At 44.4% G+C, this 17,202-nt stretch carries 18 protein-coding genes and 1 pseudogene; 15 read left to right on the top strand and 4 right to left on the bottom strand.

Going from position 1 to position 17,202, the window contains the following annotated elements; genetic code table 11:
- The first annotated feature begins 579 nt into the window (after nt 1-579).
- The 5 genes from H4I94_RS15305 (at nt 580) to H4I94_RS15325 (ending at nt 3,077) form a co-directional block, all read left to right on the top strand.
- Nucleotides 580-1,032 (top strand): SRPBCC family protein, encoded by a 453-nt coding sequence (locus H4I94_RS15305; protein WP_261183642.1) that lies wholly within the window; start codon nt 580-582, stop codon nt 1,030-1,032.
- Nucleotides 1,033-1,042: 10 nt separating this feature from the next.
- On the top strand, nt 1,043-1,390 hold the full coding sequence (locus H4I94_RS15310; protein WP_261183643.1) for a DUF488 domain-containing protein: 348 nt from the start codon (nt 1,043-1,045) through the stop codon (nt 1,388-1,390).
- 95 nt (nt 1,391-1,485) lie between these two features.
- Complete coding sequence (locus H4I94_RS15315) at nt 1,486-1,827, top strand: zinc ribbon domain-containing protein YjdM (protein ID WP_261183644.1); 342 nt, start codon at nt 1,486-1,488, stop codon at nt 1,825-1,827.
- A gap of 190 nt (nt 1,828-2,017) precedes the next feature.
- Complete coding sequence (locus H4I94_RS15320; protein ID WP_261183645.1) at nt 2,018-2,377, top strand: 5-carboxymethyl-2-hydroxymuconate Delta-isomerase; 360 nt, start codon at nt 2,018-2,020, stop codon at nt 2,375-2,377.
- Between the two features lie 364 nt (nt 2,378-2,741).
- Entirely contained in the window at nt 2,742-3,077 is a 336-nt protein-coding gene (locus tag H4I94_RS15325) for a YegP family protein (protein WP_131272650.1), read from the top strand.
- A 166-nt stretch (nt 3,078-3,243) separates the two neighbouring features.
- On the opposite strand, the gene H4I94_RS15330 is transcribed toward H4I94_RS15325, so the two are convergent.
- Nucleotides 3,244-4,011 (bottom strand): hydroxymethylpyrimidine/phosphomethylpyrimidine kinase, encoded by a 768-nt coding sequence (locus H4I94_RS15330; RefSeq protein ID WP_261183646.1) that lies wholly within the window; start codon nt 4,009-4,011, stop codon nt 3,244-3,246.
- 101 nt (nt 4,012-4,112) lie between these two features.
- On the opposite strand from H4I94_RS15330, the gene H4I94_RS15335 reads away from it, so the two are divergent.
- On the top strand, nt 4,113-4,757 hold the full coding sequence (locus H4I94_RS15335) for an HAD-IA family hydrolase (protein ID WP_261183647.1): 645 nt from the start codon (nt 4,113-4,115) through the stop codon (nt 4,755-4,757).
- Between the two features lie 57 nt (nt 4,758-4,814).
- Here the strand turns inward: H4I94_RS15335 and H4I94_RS15340 are convergent, their stop codons facing one another.
- Nucleotides 4,815-5,279, bottom strand: coding sequence for an Lrp/AsnC ligand binding domain-containing protein (locus H4I94_RS15340; protein ID WP_086197651.1), 465 nt, complete (start codon nt 5,277-5,279; stop codon nt 4,815-4,817).
- A 137-nt stretch (nt 5,280-5,416) separates the two neighbouring features.
- Here H4I94_RS15340 and H4I94_RS15345 point away from each other — a divergent pair, with 137 nt between their 5' ends.
- The 4 genes and pseudogenes from H4I94_RS15345 (at nt 5,417) to H4I94_RS15360 (ending at nt 9,879) form a co-directional block, all read left to right on the top strand.
- Nucleotides 5,417-6,676, top strand: coding sequence for a D-amino acid dehydrogenase (locus tag H4I94_RS15345; protein ID WP_261183648.1), 1,260 nt, complete (start codon nt 5,417-5,419; stop codon nt 6,674-6,676).
- Nucleotides 6,677-6,712: 36 nt separating this feature from the next.
- Nucleotides 6,713-7,810 carry an alanine racemase gene (gene alr / locus H4I94_RS15350; RefSeq protein WP_261183649.1) on the top strand — a complete coding sequence of 366 codons (1,098 nt, stop codon included), beginning with the start codon at nt 6,713-6,715 and terminating at the stop codon, nt 7,808-7,810.
- A 51-nt stretch (nt 7,811-7,861) separates the two neighbouring features.
- On the top strand, nt 7,862-8,221 hold the full coding sequence (locus H4I94_RS15355) for a RidA family protein (RefSeq protein WP_214646594.1): 360 nt from the start codon (nt 7,862-7,864) through the stop codon (nt 8,219-8,221).
- 124 nt (nt 8,222-8,345) lie between these two features.
- Nucleotides 8,346-9,879, top strand: a pseudogene (locus tag H4I94_RS15360) (amino acid permease).
- 47 nt (nt 9,880-9,926) lie between these two features.
- On the opposite strand, the gene hemJ reads toward H4I94_RS15360, so the two are convergent.
- Nucleotides 9,927-10,379 (bottom strand): protoporphyrinogen oxidase HemJ, encoded by a 453-nt coding sequence (gene hemJ / locus H4I94_RS15365; RefSeq protein WP_086175357.1) that lies wholly within the window; start codon nt 10,377-10,379, stop codon nt 9,927-9,929.
- Nucleotides 10,380-10,449: 70 nt separating this feature from the next.
- Nucleotides 10,450-11,679: a beta-ketoacyl-ACP synthase II gene (locus tag H4I94_RS15370; RefSeq protein ID WP_131272645.1), complete on the bottom strand. Its 1,230-nt coding sequence runs from the start codon at nt 11,677-11,679 to the stop codon at nt 10,450-10,452.
- Nucleotides 11,680-11,960: 281 nt separating this feature from the next.
- Here H4I94_RS15370 and H4I94_RS15375 point away from each other — a divergent pair, with 281 nt between their 5' ends.
- The 5 genes from H4I94_RS15375 to H4I94_RS15395 form a co-directional block, all read left to right on the top strand.
- Nucleotides 11,961-13,388: an EcsC family protein gene (locus H4I94_RS15375; RefSeq protein ID WP_131272644.1), complete on the top strand. Its 1,428-nt coding sequence runs from the start codon at nt 11,961-11,963 to the stop codon at nt 13,386-13,388.
- A gap of 179 nt (nt 13,389-13,567) precedes the next feature.
- Nucleotides 13,568-13,942 carry a 30S ribosomal protein S12 gene (gene rpsL, locus H4I94_RS15380; RefSeq protein ID WP_004648013.1) on the top strand — a complete coding sequence of 125 codons (375 nt, stop codon included), beginning with the start codon at nt 13,568-13,570 and terminating at the stop codon, nt 13,940-13,942.
- Nucleotides 13,943-14,120: 178 nt separating this feature from the next.
- Complete coding sequence (gene rpsG / locus H4I94_RS15385; protein ID WP_092820358.1) at nt 14,121-14,591, top strand: 30S ribosomal protein S7; 471 nt, start codon at nt 14,121-14,123, stop codon at nt 14,589-14,591.
- 130 nt (nt 14,592-14,721) lie between these two features.
- On the top strand, nt 14,722-16,857 hold the full coding sequence (fusA, locus tag H4I94_RS15390; RefSeq protein ID WP_092820357.1) for an elongation factor G: 2,136 nt from the start codon (nt 14,722-14,724) through the stop codon (nt 16,855-16,857).
- A gap of 96 nt (nt 16,858-16,953) precedes the next feature.
- Nucleotides 16,954-17,202, top strand: a 249-nt coding sequence (locus H4I94_RS15395) for a GTP-binding protein (RefSeq protein ID WP_261183650.1), incomplete at its 3' end; no start/stop codon positions are given.

The raw sequence follows: 17,202 nt of genomic DNA on the forward strand, positions 1-17,202 counted from the left end.
GTATAAATCTGATATCTTTCTTCTTGGGTAAGATGAGTGTAGTTCATGATGCAACTTTGACTTTGGTCGGTCGGAAGCAAAATGCTAGCTCATCTTGCTTCCTTCCAATAATTTAATCTCTGTTGCACTTCATTTGAGAATCTAAGTAAATAAAAAAATCGGCTTGAATGCCGCTATTCTGGACCTATAATGTTTGGGGATATTAGACTTCTTTCATAAATCATTTTAGAAACTACAAATTGTTCCTAAAGCCAAATTGAAAATAGATTTAAGCTGATATTCGATTCATGAGTGTGGCATGGATGCCACACGTTTCCCATCACGACAAGGATGTCGTGTATGGGGAATAAAGACTTTTGCCTACTTTTGGTCTGTCAAAAGTAGGGTTCAGCCTACACAAAGTTACTTGAACTTTTAAAGAAAAGACAAGGCTGTGAAAAAAAATTGAATTTAAATATCAAATGTTTAAATATAAAATGTCATCATATTGATTTGGTGCTGAAATAAAGTTCAAATTATGGGACAGTAGAGTGGCAATCAACTTGCATTTTAAAAATAACAATAAGACGAGGTTCGCAAATGACTGAAAGCAATACAGTGAAACTGCATCGCATATTTACCGCCCCACCGGAACGGGTGTTTAAAGCATTTATTGACCCGGATGCTCTGGTCAAGTGGATGGCACCCCATGGTTTTACGGCTAAAGTTCATCATCTGGATGCCAAAGTCGGTGGGACCTATAAAATGTCGTTTAGCAATTTTTCTACCGGTTCTAGCCATTCCTTTGGTGGTACCTATCATGAAATTATACCCAACCAATTGTTGCGCTATAGTGACCAGTTCGATGATCCCAATTTGCCCGGAAACATTGAAGTAATCATTCAATTCAAAGCAGTGTCCGTGGGAACCGAAGTGCATATTACCCAATCAGGCATTCCTGAGGTTATTCCAGTGGAAGCCTGTTATTTGGGATGGCAGGAGTCATTGCAACTGCTCACTTTACTGGTTACTCCTGAAATTCCAGATCAATAGCTGCTGTGTGATGAACATTCAAATTAAACGTGCTTATGCAGAAGTTCTGGCTTCAGACGGCAAACGGATTCTGGTTGACCGGCTGTGGCCTAGAGGCATTACAAAGGCAGATGCCAAAATTGATTGGTGGCCTAAAGAAATCACGCCATCGACTGAGCTGCGAAAATGGTATGCGCATGACCCCGAACATTGGGACGAATTCCAGCAACGTTACAGGGCTGAACTGCGCTTACAAACAGAGGTGTTGCAGCAAATCAGAGAGATGGCCAAACAAGAAAAAGTCAGCCTCATCACTGCGGCTAAAAGTGAAAACCATAATCATGTAATTGTACTTAAACAGGTTTTGGAAGAAAGCTGAAAGCATCTGCTGAGCATGTTTATTCCATAATATAAATAAGGTTTTAGCAAAAGATTGCTTTATAAAATGTTATAATAAAGTTTTTGAGGTTTTTTATGTCTTTGCCAAATTGCCCCAAATGTAACTCAGAATATGCTTATGAAGATGGCGATTTGCTGATTTGCCCAGAATGCGCTCATGAATGGAAAGAAGGCGAAAGCAGTACTGAACAGGCTACAATTATTAAAGATGCAAATGGCAATGTGCTTGCTGATGGCGATACGGTTACCCTGATTAAAGATCTGAAAATCAAAGGTTCTTCATCGGTAATTAAAGTGGGAACCAAGGCGAAGAACATTCGTTTATTACCGGACTCAAGCGATGGTCATGATCTGGACTGTAAAGTGGATGGCTTTGGTGCCATGAAATTAAAATCTGAATTTGTGAAAAAAGCTTAATTCACGACATTAAAACCCAAAAAGCTCTGGCGATATGCCGGAGCTTTTTTTTATGAAGTCGTGACTGCATGAATTATCGTACTATTGGTTTTTATCAGAAGCATTGTGGCTTAAACATTGACAGAGCCATTTTATGATTAAAGCACCAGCATGCTATAACCTTAGTCATTCATGTTAAAGAGTTCTTGTTATGCCGCATATCCATCTTGAATATTCCGACAATGTAGAAAACTTTCAATCCAAACCGCTCTTGCTTGCCTTAAACCAGGCCCTGGTCGAGGGAGCTTATGTCGGTGCTGCGAATGATCTCAAAAGCCGTGCCATTTGCCAGCATGATTATGTCATTGGTTTGGGAGATGTTTCACAAGCCTATGTGCATGCCAAAGTTTCTTTATTGACTGGACGTAGTCTGGAGTTACAACAGCAAATTGCTCAAGTGATTCTGCACACCCTTGAACAGCACATTCCTGCACAAAGCCAAGTCAGTGTACAGATTTGTGTGGAAATACTGGAAATGCAGAAAGCTACTTACGCTAAAAAAATTGTTTAAGGGAGGGCAGGGTGTTAATCAAAAGCTGGGGAGAGAATAGACCGGCAATTTAGTAGACTTCTTTTATAAATTTCCTTTATTTCTCCCAAGGGGAAAAAAATAAAAAGGGTGTGAATAATTATGAAAGAAGTCTACTCTCTTGCTTGCAGTTCATGGAACGATGGCTATCAACAGTGTCTGGATCAAAATAGCGCAATGTATTCATTTAAGGCGATAAATCATAATAATCTAGATTTAAATTATGATCATAAAATGTGCTTTCTTTGAAATAAAAAGTCATTTATATTTAATACAAATAGCATATTATTTAAACAATATAAATTCTATTCTTTTATAACTCTTACAATAACAAGGGGTATTTTATATGGCAGGATGGTATGAAGTCAGTCAGGCGAGCGATGGGCAATATCGCTTTGTTTTGAAAGCGGGCAATGGGGAAGTGATTCTGACCAGCGAATTGTACAAGACCAAAGCTTCTGCACAAAATGGCATTGAATCAGTGCAGAAAAATAGCCCTGAAGATGGTCGTTATGAGCGTCTGGAAGCAAAAAATGGCAAACCCTATTTCAATTTAAAAGCAGCAAATTATCAAGTTATTGGCACCAGCCAATTTTACTCAAGCGAGCAGTCACGTGAGAAAGGGATTGAATCGGTGAAAAATAATGGTTCGAGTACCACCATTAAAGACCTGATTGCTTAATTCTGATTGTTTAAATCAGGTCAATGTTTAATTAAAGCATGTATGTATACATGCTTTATTTTTTGAATATAAAAAGTAAAAAAACCAAGATCAAACCCGAATAGCGGACTGATCATCAGGGTTTTATGCAGGTTCGTATGCAGATGATTATGCAGCAGATGGATTTTTAAAACCGTTTCGGAATTTTCTGACCATTCGGCACCGGGGATTCCGCTTTTTTCAGCACGCCAAACAGCCAGGTTTCGGCATGGTTGACCGCCTGTTTTAAGTCATCACCTTGTGCTAAACGGCCGGCAATAAAGCTGGCCAGCGAACAGCCTGAACCGTGATATTGACCTTCAAGGCGAGGACACCGGGTTTCAGACACCAGTTCACCCTCTACGTATAGCACATTGCGGATATAGTCAGGGGTATCCTCGTGTCCACCTTTCACTAAAATGGCTTTGGCACCCATGGCAAAAAGTTTTGCTACAGCCTGGTCGATATCTTCCACGCCAGTTAAGGCTCGGAGTTCAACGGTGTTCGGGGTCAGCACAGTAGCCAACGGAATCAGCTCCACAAATGCTTTCACCAGTGTGGCTTGATCGCCCAGTGAACCGCCGCTATTGGCCACCAGAACTGGATCGAGCACATATAAATATTCAGGATGTTCACGTAAAAATTCAGCCAAAGCGGCAATATTGTCTGTGGTGCCTAACATACCGGATTTCACACATTTAATCGGTAAATCACTGACCACGGCATGCGCTTGGGCCAGCAATAATTCTTTGGAGGTCGCTTCAAAACCAAACACCTGCTGCGAGTTTTGAATGGTCAGCGCAGTACAGGCAATTGCTGCATGTGCACCACTTTGGCCAATCGCTTCAATATCTGCCTGCAAGCCAGCGCCACCCGATGGGTCTAAACCAGAAAAGCAAAGTACAGTAGGGCGCACAATGATGTCCTTAAATCACAAAATTTGCGTTAGTATAGGCAACTTTGAGCCAAGTCTCGATAGTATTTGTGAAGTAAAAATTTAAGTTGAAGGGTCGGTTGGTGATTAAGAATATTTTGATTGATTTAGACGGAACATTAACTGATCCCAAAGTGGGGATTACCACTTCGGCACGTTATGGTCTGGCTAAAGTGGGCCATCCAATTGCCGATGAGGTCAACATCGACTGGATTATTGGTCCACCTTTGCAGGCCTCTTTGGCGAAAATTTTAAATGTGCCGGTAGATGATGTTCTGGCTGAGCAGGCCTTGATGGGCTATCGGGAACGCTTTGCTGTGACCGGCTTATATGAAAACCATGTTTTTGAAGATGTGGCTGCAACTTTGCAAACCTTGCAGCAAAAGGACTTCCGTTTGTATTTGGCTACGGCAAAACCTCAAATCTATGCCAAGCAGATTTTAGAACATTTTGATCTGCTGCAATATTTTAATTATGCCTATGGCAGTGAGCTGAATGGTGAGCGTACCAACAAGGGCGAGTTGATTGCCTATATTCTTGAAAAGGAAAAGTTAAATCCGGCTGAATGTGTGATGGTGGGTGACCGTGAGCACGATATTTTTGGTGCCCGCAGCAATGGGATAGACACCATCGCAGTCGAGTATGGTTATGGCTCTGATCAAGAGTTGACAGCAGCTGCACCTAAAGCGCGGATTAAAACCTTTGCTGAATTACTTCAATTTGTTTAACTCAACATGAGTACGCAACTTCCTCGGTATTTACCCTGAATCAAGCTTTGGGGACTATTAACGCAGATCCAGATAAAAACTTTCCTTCACTTCTTCCATGACAATGTAACTGTGTGAGGAAGCGGAGGAGGGAAGTTTTTTAAGTAAGTCGCCGAGCAGACGTCGATAGGCACTCATTTCCTTTAAGCGCGCTTTCACCAGATAATCAAATTCGCCTGAAATCAGGTGACATTCCAGAACCTCAGGAATTTCCACCAAATCACGTGCCACCTGATCAAACACATCGCCCGATTTTGCAGATAGTTTAATTTCTAAAAATACTAACAGGTTGCGATCGACCAGTTGCGGATTCAGCCGCGCATAATAGCCCATGATGATGCCATCGCGTTCCAGACGTTTGACCCGCTCCGAACAGGGGGTGGTAGACAGGTTGACCCGAGATGCCAATTCACTAATCGCAATCCGCCCATCGCGCTGCAAAATATCCAGAATCTGCTGATCTATACGGTCTAATTTGCGCATTATGATTTTCCTTTTTTTAGAATTTTTTCGCGACAAAACTATAAAATTAGCTAGATTATAGTGCTTAAAACAGTGAAAAAAACTATCAATCAAAAAATATACTAGTGAAATAAACTAGTATGCGTTAGGGATAAGCAATGCGTGTAATTGTCTTGGGTAGTGGTGTCATCGGGGTTGCCAGTGCGTATTACCTCGCACAACAGGGAGCAACCGTTACTGTCTTGGACCGTCAGTCTGGTCCTGCTGAAGAAACCAGTTTTGCCAATGCAGGTCAAGTTTCGCCGGGTTATTCAACGCCGTGGGCAGCACCCGGTATTCCATTTAAAGCAGTCAAGTGGATGTTCCAGCATCATGCACCGCTTGCCATCAATATGGATGGCAGCATGTGGCAATTACAGTGGATGGCGCAGATGCTCAAGAACTGCAATCCGCACAGCTATGCCATTAATAAAGAGCGCATGACCCGGGTGGCAGAGTATAGCCGTGACTGTCTCAGAGAGCTGCGTAAAGAAACCGGCATTCACTATGAAAACCGTTCTAAAGGTACCTTGCAAGTTTTTCGTAATGAAGCGCAACTGGACATGGTGCAACGTGACATTCAGGTGCTAAAAGAATGTGGCGTGGAGCATGAACTTTTGCTCAAAGATGATCTGGCCAAAGTGGAACCTGCTTTGGAATTTGCCAAAGATAAACTGGTCGGTGGCCTGCATTTACCGAATGATGAAACTGGCGACTGCTACCTATTTACCAATGCGCTTGCAAACTTGGCCAAAGAGCTGGGTGTAGAATTTAAATTTAACCAAAACGTTGAAAAACTGGTGCTTGAGGGAGATGACATCAAGGGTGTGCTGGTAAATGGCCAAGTCCTCACAGCAGACCGTTATGTTCTGGCATTTGGCAGTTATTCACGTGACTTCTTAAAACCACTGCACCTGAATTTGCCGGTTTATCCGGTGAAAGGCTATTCACTCACCATTCCAATTGTAGATCCAGCATTTGCACCGCAGTCTACGGTGCTGGATGAGACTTACAAGATTGCCATTACCCGTTTTGATCAGCGTATCCGGGTGGGTGGCATGGCTGAGCTGAGTGGCTTTAACCATGGCCTGAACCAGGACCGCCGTGCCACGCTGGAAATGGTCACCAAGGATTTGTTCCCGGGTGGAAACCTGGCAGAAGCGACCTTCTGGACCGGCTTGCGTCCAATGACACCGGACTCCACTCCGATTATTGGTGCAACCCGTTTTAAAAACCTGTTCCTCAACACCGGTCACGGCACGCTGGGATGGACCATGGCCTGCGGCTCAGGCAAGCTCATCAGTGACCTGGTCATGAACCATCAACCGGACATCAGTACCGAAGGTTTATCGATCCAACGTTACCCTTCAGCAGCCTAATCTGTTTTAGGTCAGATTGATTCAAGGAAGAACAACATGCCACGTCCGATTACTGCAGTGATTCATCATCAGTCACTGCAGCACAATCTCTCTATTGCACGTCAAAAAATGCCGAATAGCCAGGTCTATGCGGTGGTGAAAGCAAATGCCTATGGTCATGGCATTGAGCGCGTCTATCAAGCTTTCAAATCTGCCGATGGTTTTGCGCTGCTTGATTTGGCAGAGGCGAAACGCATTCGTGCCCTGGGCTGGAAAGGTCCCGTCTTGTTGCTTGAGGGCATCTTTTCCGAGCAAGACCTGTTTGAGTGTGATGAGCTGAATTTAAGTTTCACCATTCATAGCCAATATCAGATTGAATGGTTGGCCCGATTCCCCAGACCCGCCCGGTTTGATGTTTACCTGAAAATGAACAGTGGCATGAACCGTTTGGGTTTCCGCCCTGAACAGTATCGTCAAGTGTGGCAGCAGCTTTCAAACTTGCCTCAAGTTCAATGTTTGACCCATATGATGCATTTCTCGGATGCTGATGGTGAGCGTTTAGGACGTGACGGCATTGAGCATCAATGCCAGTTGTTTGATTCAATCACCCATGATTTACCGGGTGCGCGTTCAGTCAGCAACAGCGCCGCCATCTTACGCCATCCACGGTTGCAGTCGGATGTGATCCGTAGCGGCATCATGCTGTACGGCAGTTCTCCAGATTATCCAAGCCATTCTATTCAAGACTGGAACCTGCAACCTGCGATGAGCCTGCGTAGTGAAATTATTGCGGTTCAAAGGCTCAAAGCGGGGGATAGTGTCGGTTATGGCTCCAGATTTGTTGCTGAACGCGAGATGCATATTGGTATTGTGGCTTGCGGTTATGCCGATGGTTATCAGCGTATTACCGCAACAGGTACGCCTATTTTAGTCGATGGTCAACGCAGCAGTTTGGTCGGTCGTATCAGCATGGACATGCTGGCCGTCGATTTATCTCATCTCCCAAGTGCCCAAGTCGGTAGTGAAGTGGTGCTGTGGGGGACATCGAAACACGGCACTGTACTTAGTATTGATGAAGTGGCGGCAGGTTCAGGCACCATTGGCTATGAGCTGATGTGTGCAGTCACTGCCAGAGTCAATTTTATTCAAGATTAAATTATTGAAAATCAGATTATTTATTTAATTCATTGATACAAGGAAATGTATATGTCAGCTGACAACATTCAAAAATTCAACAGTAATGATGTCATGAGTGCGGTGACGGTATTTAATCAGGTGGTCTATCTCTCTGGACAGGTACCGAAAAATACCGATAATGATGTGGCCGGTCAAACCCGTGAAATTTTAGCCACGATTGATGAACTGCTGGCTTTGGCTGGAACGGATAAATCCCGGCTGCTGTCTGCACAGCTTTATATTAAAAATCTCGCTGACTTTTCAACCGTTAATGCCATTTGGATTGACTGGATGAAAGGTTGTACTCCTCCTTCACGTGCCACCATTCAGGCAGATTTGGTCAATCCGGACTGGCTGATTGAAATTGCTGTAACGGCGGCACAGCCTTGACCTAAAAATCTCCCCGCAGGGCAGACTGATGTGCTGCCTGGCGTGTAAATGTCGCTGGTTGGGATGACTGGCAATGTAAAGCACATGGTTTACACGCAATCGTATGTTAAAAGGATGTTCAGTTATGACCACTACACCACGAGCAGACGATGCCAAGGCATCATCGCATGAACTACAACGAAAACTGTCCAACCGTCACCTGCAACTGATTGCCATTGGTGGCGCGATTGGGACAGGCCTTTTTATGGGCTCAGGCAAAACCATCTCCCTGGCTGGGCCTTCAATTTTATTGATCTATATGATCATTGGTACCATGTTCTTTTTCCTGATGCGCGCATTGGGTGAAATTTTACTCTCTAACCTGCACTACAAATCCTTTATCGACATGGCGCATGACCTGATTGGTCCGGGTGCAGGTTACTATATTGGTTGGTCATACTGGCTGGGCTGGGTGCTGGTCGGCATTGCCGACCTGGCTGCCATTATCAACTATCTTGGCTTTTGGCTGCCTGAAGGGATGGCCTTTACCCCATCAGGACAGGCCATGATCAGCGTGGCCTGCGTGTTGCTGGTGCTCGGCATTAATATGCTCGCCGTACGTTTGTTCGGCGAGATTGAATTCTGGTTTGCGCTCATCAAGATTTTGGCCATTTTGGGGCTGATTGGTATTGGCGGATTTATGGTGTTTAATCATNTGGTTTGCGCTCATCAAGATTTTGGCCATTTTGGGGCTGATTGGTATTGGCGGATTTATGGTGTTTAATCATTTTCATGCACCGGGTGGCTCGCTGGCCAGCTTTAGCAATGTCTGGTCGCATGGCGGCATGTTCCCGCAAGGTGGCAGCGGTTTCCTGGCCGGGTTCCAGATTGCCTTGTTTGCTTTTGTGGGTGTGGAACTGATCGGAACCATGGCGGCAGAAACCCAAGACCCTGAAAAGAACTTGCCAAAAGCGGTGAATGCCATTCCGACCCGGATTATTCTGTTTTATGTATTGTCGCTGTTCATTGTGATGTCGGTGACTCCGTGGAACCAGATTCCTGCGGATCAAAGTCCCTTTGTGTCGCTGTTCATGCATGCAGGCATTGGTGCAGCAGCGATTATCATGAACCTGGTGGTGCTGTCATCGGTCATGTCTTCCATGAACAGCGGTGTGTTTTCAACATCGCGCATGCTGTTTGGCTTGGCGCGGGAAGGGCAGGCTCCGCAAAACCTGGCGCAATTGTCCAAGCGTGCCGTGCCTGCCAAAGGTTTATTGTTCTCTTGTGCCTTTATTATGGCGGGTGCAGCATTACAATACTTTGTACCGAATACGGTTGAAGCCTTTACCTTAGCAAGCTCGCTGTGCGTGATTTTGTTTATCAGTATCTGGAGCATCATCATGGTGTGCTATATCCGTTACCGTAAACTGCGTCCAGAGCTGCATGCCAAGTCCACTTTTAAAATGCCGGGCGGAATATGGATGTCGTATGTGGTACTGGTGTTTTTATTCTTTACTTTGATTATTTTAAGTCTGGAAGCCGATACCTTGCGTGCCCTGATGATCAGTCCGCTTTGGCTGATTATTTTGGCTGTGACCTATCAGCTCCTGTATAAACCGCGGATGCGTAAACGTCATCAGGAGATGCTGATGAAACGCAATCAGGAAATGTTGAACTAAGTTTTGTCAGATGTAAAAAAGCCCTCGATTGAGGGCTTTTTTGATGCTTAGAAGATGGGTTTCACCACCACTAGAATGACTACGGCAAATAAAATCAGCGTTGGCATTTCATTAAAGAAGCGCCAGAACTTGTGTGATTTGTAATGCGCATTGCCGATCAGTTTTTTACGGTAATACCCACACACAAAGTGGTAAATCACCAATAATCCGACCAGTCCGACTTTCAGGTAAAACCACAGTGCATCATGGTAATGACGCGTTGCATCACCCCAATCGACCAGAAAGTGCGCGGTGATGAGTGTTGCAACCATTGAGGGCCACATGATGCCGCGGTATAGCTTACGTTCCATGACTTCAAAACGCTGATGACTCACCGCATCTTCACTCATGGCGTGGTAAACGTACAAACGTGGCAGGTAGAACAATGCCGCAAACCAGCAAACAACTGCAATAATATGTAATGCTTTTACCCACAAGAAAGCATCAGAAGGAGCATCCATCCATTCACCCTTTTAAGGGCAGTGTGGCAGAAGTTGATCATCCATGGCTGAATGATCAACACTTCTTAGCTTAGCCTTCCCATTTTTTGAAAACAAGACAGGCATTTACACCGCCAAAACCAAAACTGTTACTCATCACAGTATTCAATTTTGCGTCACGTTTTTCAAGTACGATATCAAACGGTTTTGCACCTTCATCCAGTTCAGTCACGTTGATGTTTGGCGCAATAAAGTCGTTTTGCATCATCAAGACAGAGTAAATGGCTTCATGTACACCCGCAGCACCCAGGCTGTGACCGGTCATAGACTTGGTTGAGCTGATAGGCGGAACCTGACCTTCACCGAATGCACGTTCCATCGCTTTCAGTTCAGTCACGTCGCCTGCAGGCGTTGACGTACCATGCGTGTTCACATAGTCAATCTTGTCCACGCCATGCTGTTTCGCTTCTTCAAGGGCCATCAGGATACAGCGTGTTGCGCCTTCACCGCTTGGAGCGACCATGTCTGCACCATCAGAGTTGGCAGCATAACCCACCACTTCAGCTAAAATTTTTGCACCGCGTGCTTGCGCATGTTCCAGTGACTCAAGTACCACAAAACCGCCACCACCGGCAATCACGAAACCGTCACGGTCAGCTGAATATGGGCGAGACGCTGTTTCTGGTGTGTCATTGTATTTAGAGCAAAGTGCACCCATGGCATCAAACAACAAGCTTTGAGACCAGTGATCTTCTTCACCACCACCGGCAAGCATTAAATCCTGTTTGCCCAACTGAATCAGGTTATAAGCATAACCAATGGCATCGGCAGAAGTTGCACATGCGCTGGTAATGGTATGCGCCACACCCTGTAATTTGAATGCCACACCTACGTTTGCGGTAATGGTGTTGGTCATGTTACGTGGAACAAAGAAAGGACCGACTTTACGCGCACCTTTAGTGTGCAATAATTCGTTCATTTCAATCACGGAAGCAGTTGAACCGCCACCTGAACCGCCTGAAATCCCGTAACGCGGGTTGCCGGCCAATTCTTCAACGCTTAAACCTGCATGTTCTACTGCAGCAAGCGCCGAGTTGTAGGCATACATGGCACATACGCCCATGAAGCGTTTCAATTTGCGGTCAATATGGTCAAAATCTTGATCAGCAGCTGCACTGACATGGCTCTTAAAGTTTAATTCTGCATAAGTCGGGTTAAAACGTGTTCCAGAAATCCCGTTTTGTAAAGAATGAGTGACATCTTCTAAAGAATTACCAATGCATGAGTTGATACCCATACCAGTGATTACAACACGCTTCATCTACAGATCCCTTATATGGTGATATTTTGAGTAAAGGCAGCTGATTCAGGAAGAAAAGTAAAAACCTCAATCCAGCGCATTACTCATGTCTTTCGGTTGCATTCATGATAGCAGAAAGGTTTTTGAATTCTTATGGCAAATATTATGCCTATTTCGGCAGTATGTATCTGTAATGTTTACGCGGAATAATTAACTAAAAGATACACATTCGTATTGAGATAAACTTAGACTACACCTAGTATTTATCAATAATTGTAAGAATAGAAGATGAGGGTAAAAGAATGGCAAATACCAATAATAAACATTCAGGTGGATTCTTCTCGAATGCTTTGGGAGTGGCTAAAAAGATCAGTGCAACAGGAATGAATGCACTGAGTCATGCGGCTGCCGAGCATGCAGGCAAGGCCTCAGGAGGCTTGAGCAATGGCCATGTCATTGAGGGAAGTGCCCGTTCTCAAAGCGTATTTGAATCCAGAAAATATGATAATCCTCAACAAGTGATACGTGAGTATTTACCCAATGTCTCAAGGCAATTGCTGGGTCGTCAGTACAGCAAGGTCAATCGTGTGGCGAATTTTGTTTCGCCAGATTTTTCAGACAAGGTTTCAGACTATTTTTTTGACCATTTAAATCAGTTCACTTCAAATCTGAGTTCTGTAGATACTGTATTGGATCAGGCCGGAGCAAAAGATTTACAGGAACTGACTCAAGATGTCGACCGTTCCAAACGGCTGAGTCAGGCATTGGCAGAACAAAACAAATGGCTTGCTTCTATACAGGGTGCAGTTACGGGTGCCACAGGCGTAGTCGGTTCAGCGATTGACGTGCCTTTGTCGCTGCTGATGTCCTTGCGCATGATTTATCAGGTCGGGCGTGCTTATGGCTTTGAACTGAATAAAGACACCGAACAGGATATTGTCCAGTTTGTGTTTAAACAAATCGACTTGGGTCAGATTGCTGAAAAACAAAGTGTATTGATGGCACTCAAAATCGTGTCCAATATGCTGCAAACCAATGATACCGCCCAATTGCAAAACATGCTGGGTTCCAGCAATGACAGTGAGCCACTAAAAAAATGGCTGGTCAATGAAAATGGCGAAATGAAATGGAACTGGTTGAATCATCTTCCAAAAGTTTCTTTGATCAGTAAATTGACGCCGGTTGCCGGAGCAGGTATAGGTGCAGCCTATAGCTGGAAACTGGTGGAAGATGTCAACCAGAAAGCCCAGCAAATCTTTTCCCATGCCAGAAGCTATTTGCAGCAGCATCAAGGAGCGGAATTGTCTCCTATTGCGGCTTATGAAAAATCCCTGGAGCTGTTGGCACAGGCAGCGCCAAGGTTACTAAACCCCTTTACTAAAGACGAGCTGAATTCCGGCGAGCTTAAACTGGATCAGGATATTGCAGTGGAAGGGCATGGTCCTATTGCCAAAGTGACCATTAAAAAGAAAGCCGAAGATGCCATCGCGGATGACGAGCGTAAAAGTGAGCGGGTAGAACAGGGATTAGAATATTTGGCTGAACACATGGTCGAACCGCATGCCCAGGTTGAGCCGCAAAAACCGGCCATCACGCTAGATGAACCGGAAATAGGTGACTATGCTCAGGCAGATGTTCAAGAAATTGACGCGGGCAGTGAACAGCTTGCCGCTTCCCAACCTGAACAAAATGAAGCACCTAAACCAACCAAGAAAAAAGTTACAAAATAGAAGGTGTAAAAGCCTGGGCTAGAGTCTTTAAAAAACGCATCTACTGACCTATATATAAGAAAGTGGTCAATATTTGACATGGCCTCGAATATTGACCATTTTTCTATCTTCGCTTACAATTGTGTGCCCTCAAAAAGTGGTATTTTTTTGAGGCTTTTTATTAACGGGAGAATTGCCAAATGGCAACAACAAATCAGTTGATCCGTAAGGGTCGTACGACTTTGATTGAAAAATCAAAAGTTCCTGCGTTGAAGGCTTGTCCACAACGTCGTGGTGTTTGTACACGTGTTTACACAACTACACCTAAAAAACCTAACTCAGCAATGCGTAAAGTTTGCCGTGTTCGCTTAACTTCTGGTTTTGAAGTATCAAGCTACATCGGTGGTGAAGGCCATAACCTGCAAGAGCACAGCGTTGTGCTTATCCGTGGTGGTCGTGTTAAAGACTTACCAGGTGTACGTTACCATACCGTTCGTGGTTCTTTAGACTGCGCTGGTGTTAAAGATCGTAACCAGTCTCGTTCTAAATACGGTACTAAACGTCCTAAGAAATAATCTTTTTAGATTAGCTTTTTAAGAACGTAGAACCGCAATCCTTTATCGTCTCGCTTGTCTGATTTCTGCATTTAAATTTGTGAAATTCAAGCGACGTGTAGTAAGGCCAGCGAATGTACATGACACTTTGTACTCATGCTGGATAAACCTGAAGTGTCATATTTATAGGTGTATTAAAATGCCAAGACGTCGCGTAGTCGCTGCCCGTGAAATCCTTCCGGATCCTAAGTTCGGCAGCCAAACAATCGCTAAATTCATGAACCACGTAATGCAAGATGGTAAAAAATCTATTGCTGAAAGTATCGTTTACGGTGCTTTAGACCGCGTTCAAGAAAAATCTAAAGTAGACCCAGTAGAATTTTTCGAGACTACTCTTGAAAAAGTTCGCCCTATGGTCGAAGTAAAAGCACGCCGTGTTGGTGGTGCTACTTATCAAGTGCCTATGGAAGTACGCCCATCCCGTCGTACTGCCCTAGCTATGCGTTGGTTGGTAGATGCTGCTGCTAAGCGTTCTGAAAAAACTATGGCTTTACGTCTTGCTGGCGAGTTGCTTGATGCATCTGAAGGTAAAGGCGCTGCAGTCAAAAAACGTGAAGATGTGCACCGTATGGCTGAAGCCAACAAAGCCTTCTCTCACTATCGCTTCTAAGCGGTTAAAACAGCCCCTATTCAGGAGGGTGATGAGCCAGTTTTCACTGCTTTGTCATCGAATCGCTTTAAGCTGCCAAGCGGCTTAAAGCGTCCTGTTTTAAACAACAAATTTAGGAATGCAAGAAATCATGGCTCGTCAAACCCCAATTTCTCGTTATCGTAATATTGGTATTTCTGCGCACATTGATGCGGGTAAAACCACAACTACAGAACGTATCTTGTTCTACACAGGTGTATCTCACAAAATTGGTGAAGTACATGATGGTGCAGCAACAATGGACTGGATGGAACAAGAGCAGGAACGTGGTATTACCATCACTTCAGCTGCGACTACTACATTCTGGTCAGGTATGTCTAAGCAGTTCCCTGAACACCGTATCAACGTAATCGATACCCCGGGACACGTTGACTTCACCATCGAAGTTGAACGTTCTATGCGTGTTCTTGATGGTGCATGTATGGTTTACTGTGCTGTAGGTGGTGTACAACCTCAGTCTGAAACTGTATGGCGTCAAGCGAACAAATACCAAGTTCCTCGTTTAGCATTCGTGAACAAGATGGACCGTACCGGTGCCAACTTCTTCCGTGTTGTTGAACAAATGAAAACTCGTCTGGGTGCACACCCTGTACCAGTTGTAATCCCTGTTGGCGCTGAAGAAAACTTCCAAGGCGTAATTGACTTGATCGAAATGAAAGCGATCATCTGGGATGAAGCTTCTCAAGGTATGAAGTTCGAGTACGGTGAAATCCCTGCTGACCTTCTTGATACTGCCGAAGAATGGCGTACCAACATGGTTGAAGCTGCGGCTGAAGCATCTGAAGAGTTGATGGACAAATACCTGGAGAACGGTGATCTTTCTAAAGAAGATATCGTTGCTGGTTTACGTACTCAAACTTTGGCTTGTGAAATTCAACCAATGCTTTGCGGTACAGCGTTCAAAAACAAAGGTGTTCAACGTATGTTGGACGCAGTAATTGAATTTTTGCCATCTCCGACTGAAGTTAAAGCGATCGAAGGTATCCTTGACGACAAAGACGAGACTAAAGCAACTCGTGAAGCGTCTGACGATGCTCCGTTCTCTGCGCTTGCGTTCAAAATCATGAACGACAAATTCGTAGGTAACTTGACATTTGTACGTGTGTATTCTGGTGTGCTTAAACAAGGCGACCCGGTATATAACCCAGTGAAATCTAAACGTGAACGTATCGGCCGTATCGTGCAAATGCACGCTAACGAACGTCAAGACGTTGATGAAATCCGCGCGGGTGATATCGCTGCATGTGTAGGTCTTAAAGACGTTACTACTGGTGATACATTATGTGATGAAAAAGCAATCATCACTCTTGAACGTATGGAATTCCCTGAGCCAGTAATTTCTTTAGCTGTAGAGCCTAAGACTAAAGCTGACCAAGAGAAAATGTCTATCGCTCTTGGCCGTTTGGCAAAAGAAGATCCATCGTTCCGTGTACGCACAGATGAAGAATCTGGTCAAACCATTATTGCTGGTATGGGTGAGCTTCACCTTGACATCATCGTTGACCGTATGAAACGTGAATTCAACGTTGAAGCGAACATTGGTAAACCAATGGTAGCTTACCGCGAAACAATCAAGAAGACTGTTGAGCAAGAAGGTAAGTTCGTACGTCAAACTGGTGGTAAAGGTAAATTCGGTCACGTATATGTACGTTTAGAGCCGATGGATACTGACGCTGGTAAAGAATACGAATTCGCTGAAGAAGTTGTAGGTGGTGTAGTACCTAAAGAATTCTTCGGTGCGGTTGACAAAGGTATTCAAGAACGTATGAAGAATGGTGTCTTGGCTGGTTACCCAGTTGTGGGCATTAAAGCGACATTGTTCGACGGTTCTTACCACGATGTCGACTCTGACGAATTATCGTTCAAAATGGCGGGTTCTTATGCCTTCCGTGATGGTTTCATGAAAGCAGATCCTGTTCTTCTTGAACCAATCATGAAAGTTGAAGTAGAAACTCCAGAAGACTACATGGGCGATATCATGGGTGACTTAAACCGTCGTCGTGGTATGGTTCAGGGTATGGACGATTTACCTGGTGGTACTAAAGCAATCCGTGCTGAAGTTCCATTGGCTGAGATGTTTGGTTACGCGACTCAAATGCGTTCTATGTCTCAAGGTCGTGCGACTTACTCTATGGAATTCTCTAAATATGCTGAGACTCCACGTAACGTGGCTGAAGGCATCATTTCTAAATTCCAAACTGGTGGTAAAAAAGGTGACGACGAGTAATCTTTCGATTACTATAAGCCCAAACTAATTCATAGTTAAAAACCAAAATCACTTATGGAGCTAACCCTCCATAAGTATTTTAATAAGGAAGATCTCATGGCTAAGGCTAAGTTCGAACGTAACAAACCACACGTAAACGTGGGCACAATTGGTCACGTCGACCATGGTAAAACTACTTTAACTGCTGCAATTGCAACTATCTGTGCAAAAACTTACGGCGGTGAAGCGAAAGATTACGCAGCAATTGACTCTGCACCAGAAGAAAAAGCACGTGGTATTACAATTAATACTTCACACGTAGAATACGATTCTCCAACTCGTCACTACGCTCACGTAGACTGCCCA

The organism is Acinetobacter sp. T_3_1, assembly GCF_025377055.1.
GTDB lineage: Bacteria > Pseudomonadota > Gammaproteobacteria > Pseudomonadales > Moraxellaceae > Acinetobacter > Acinetobacter kookii.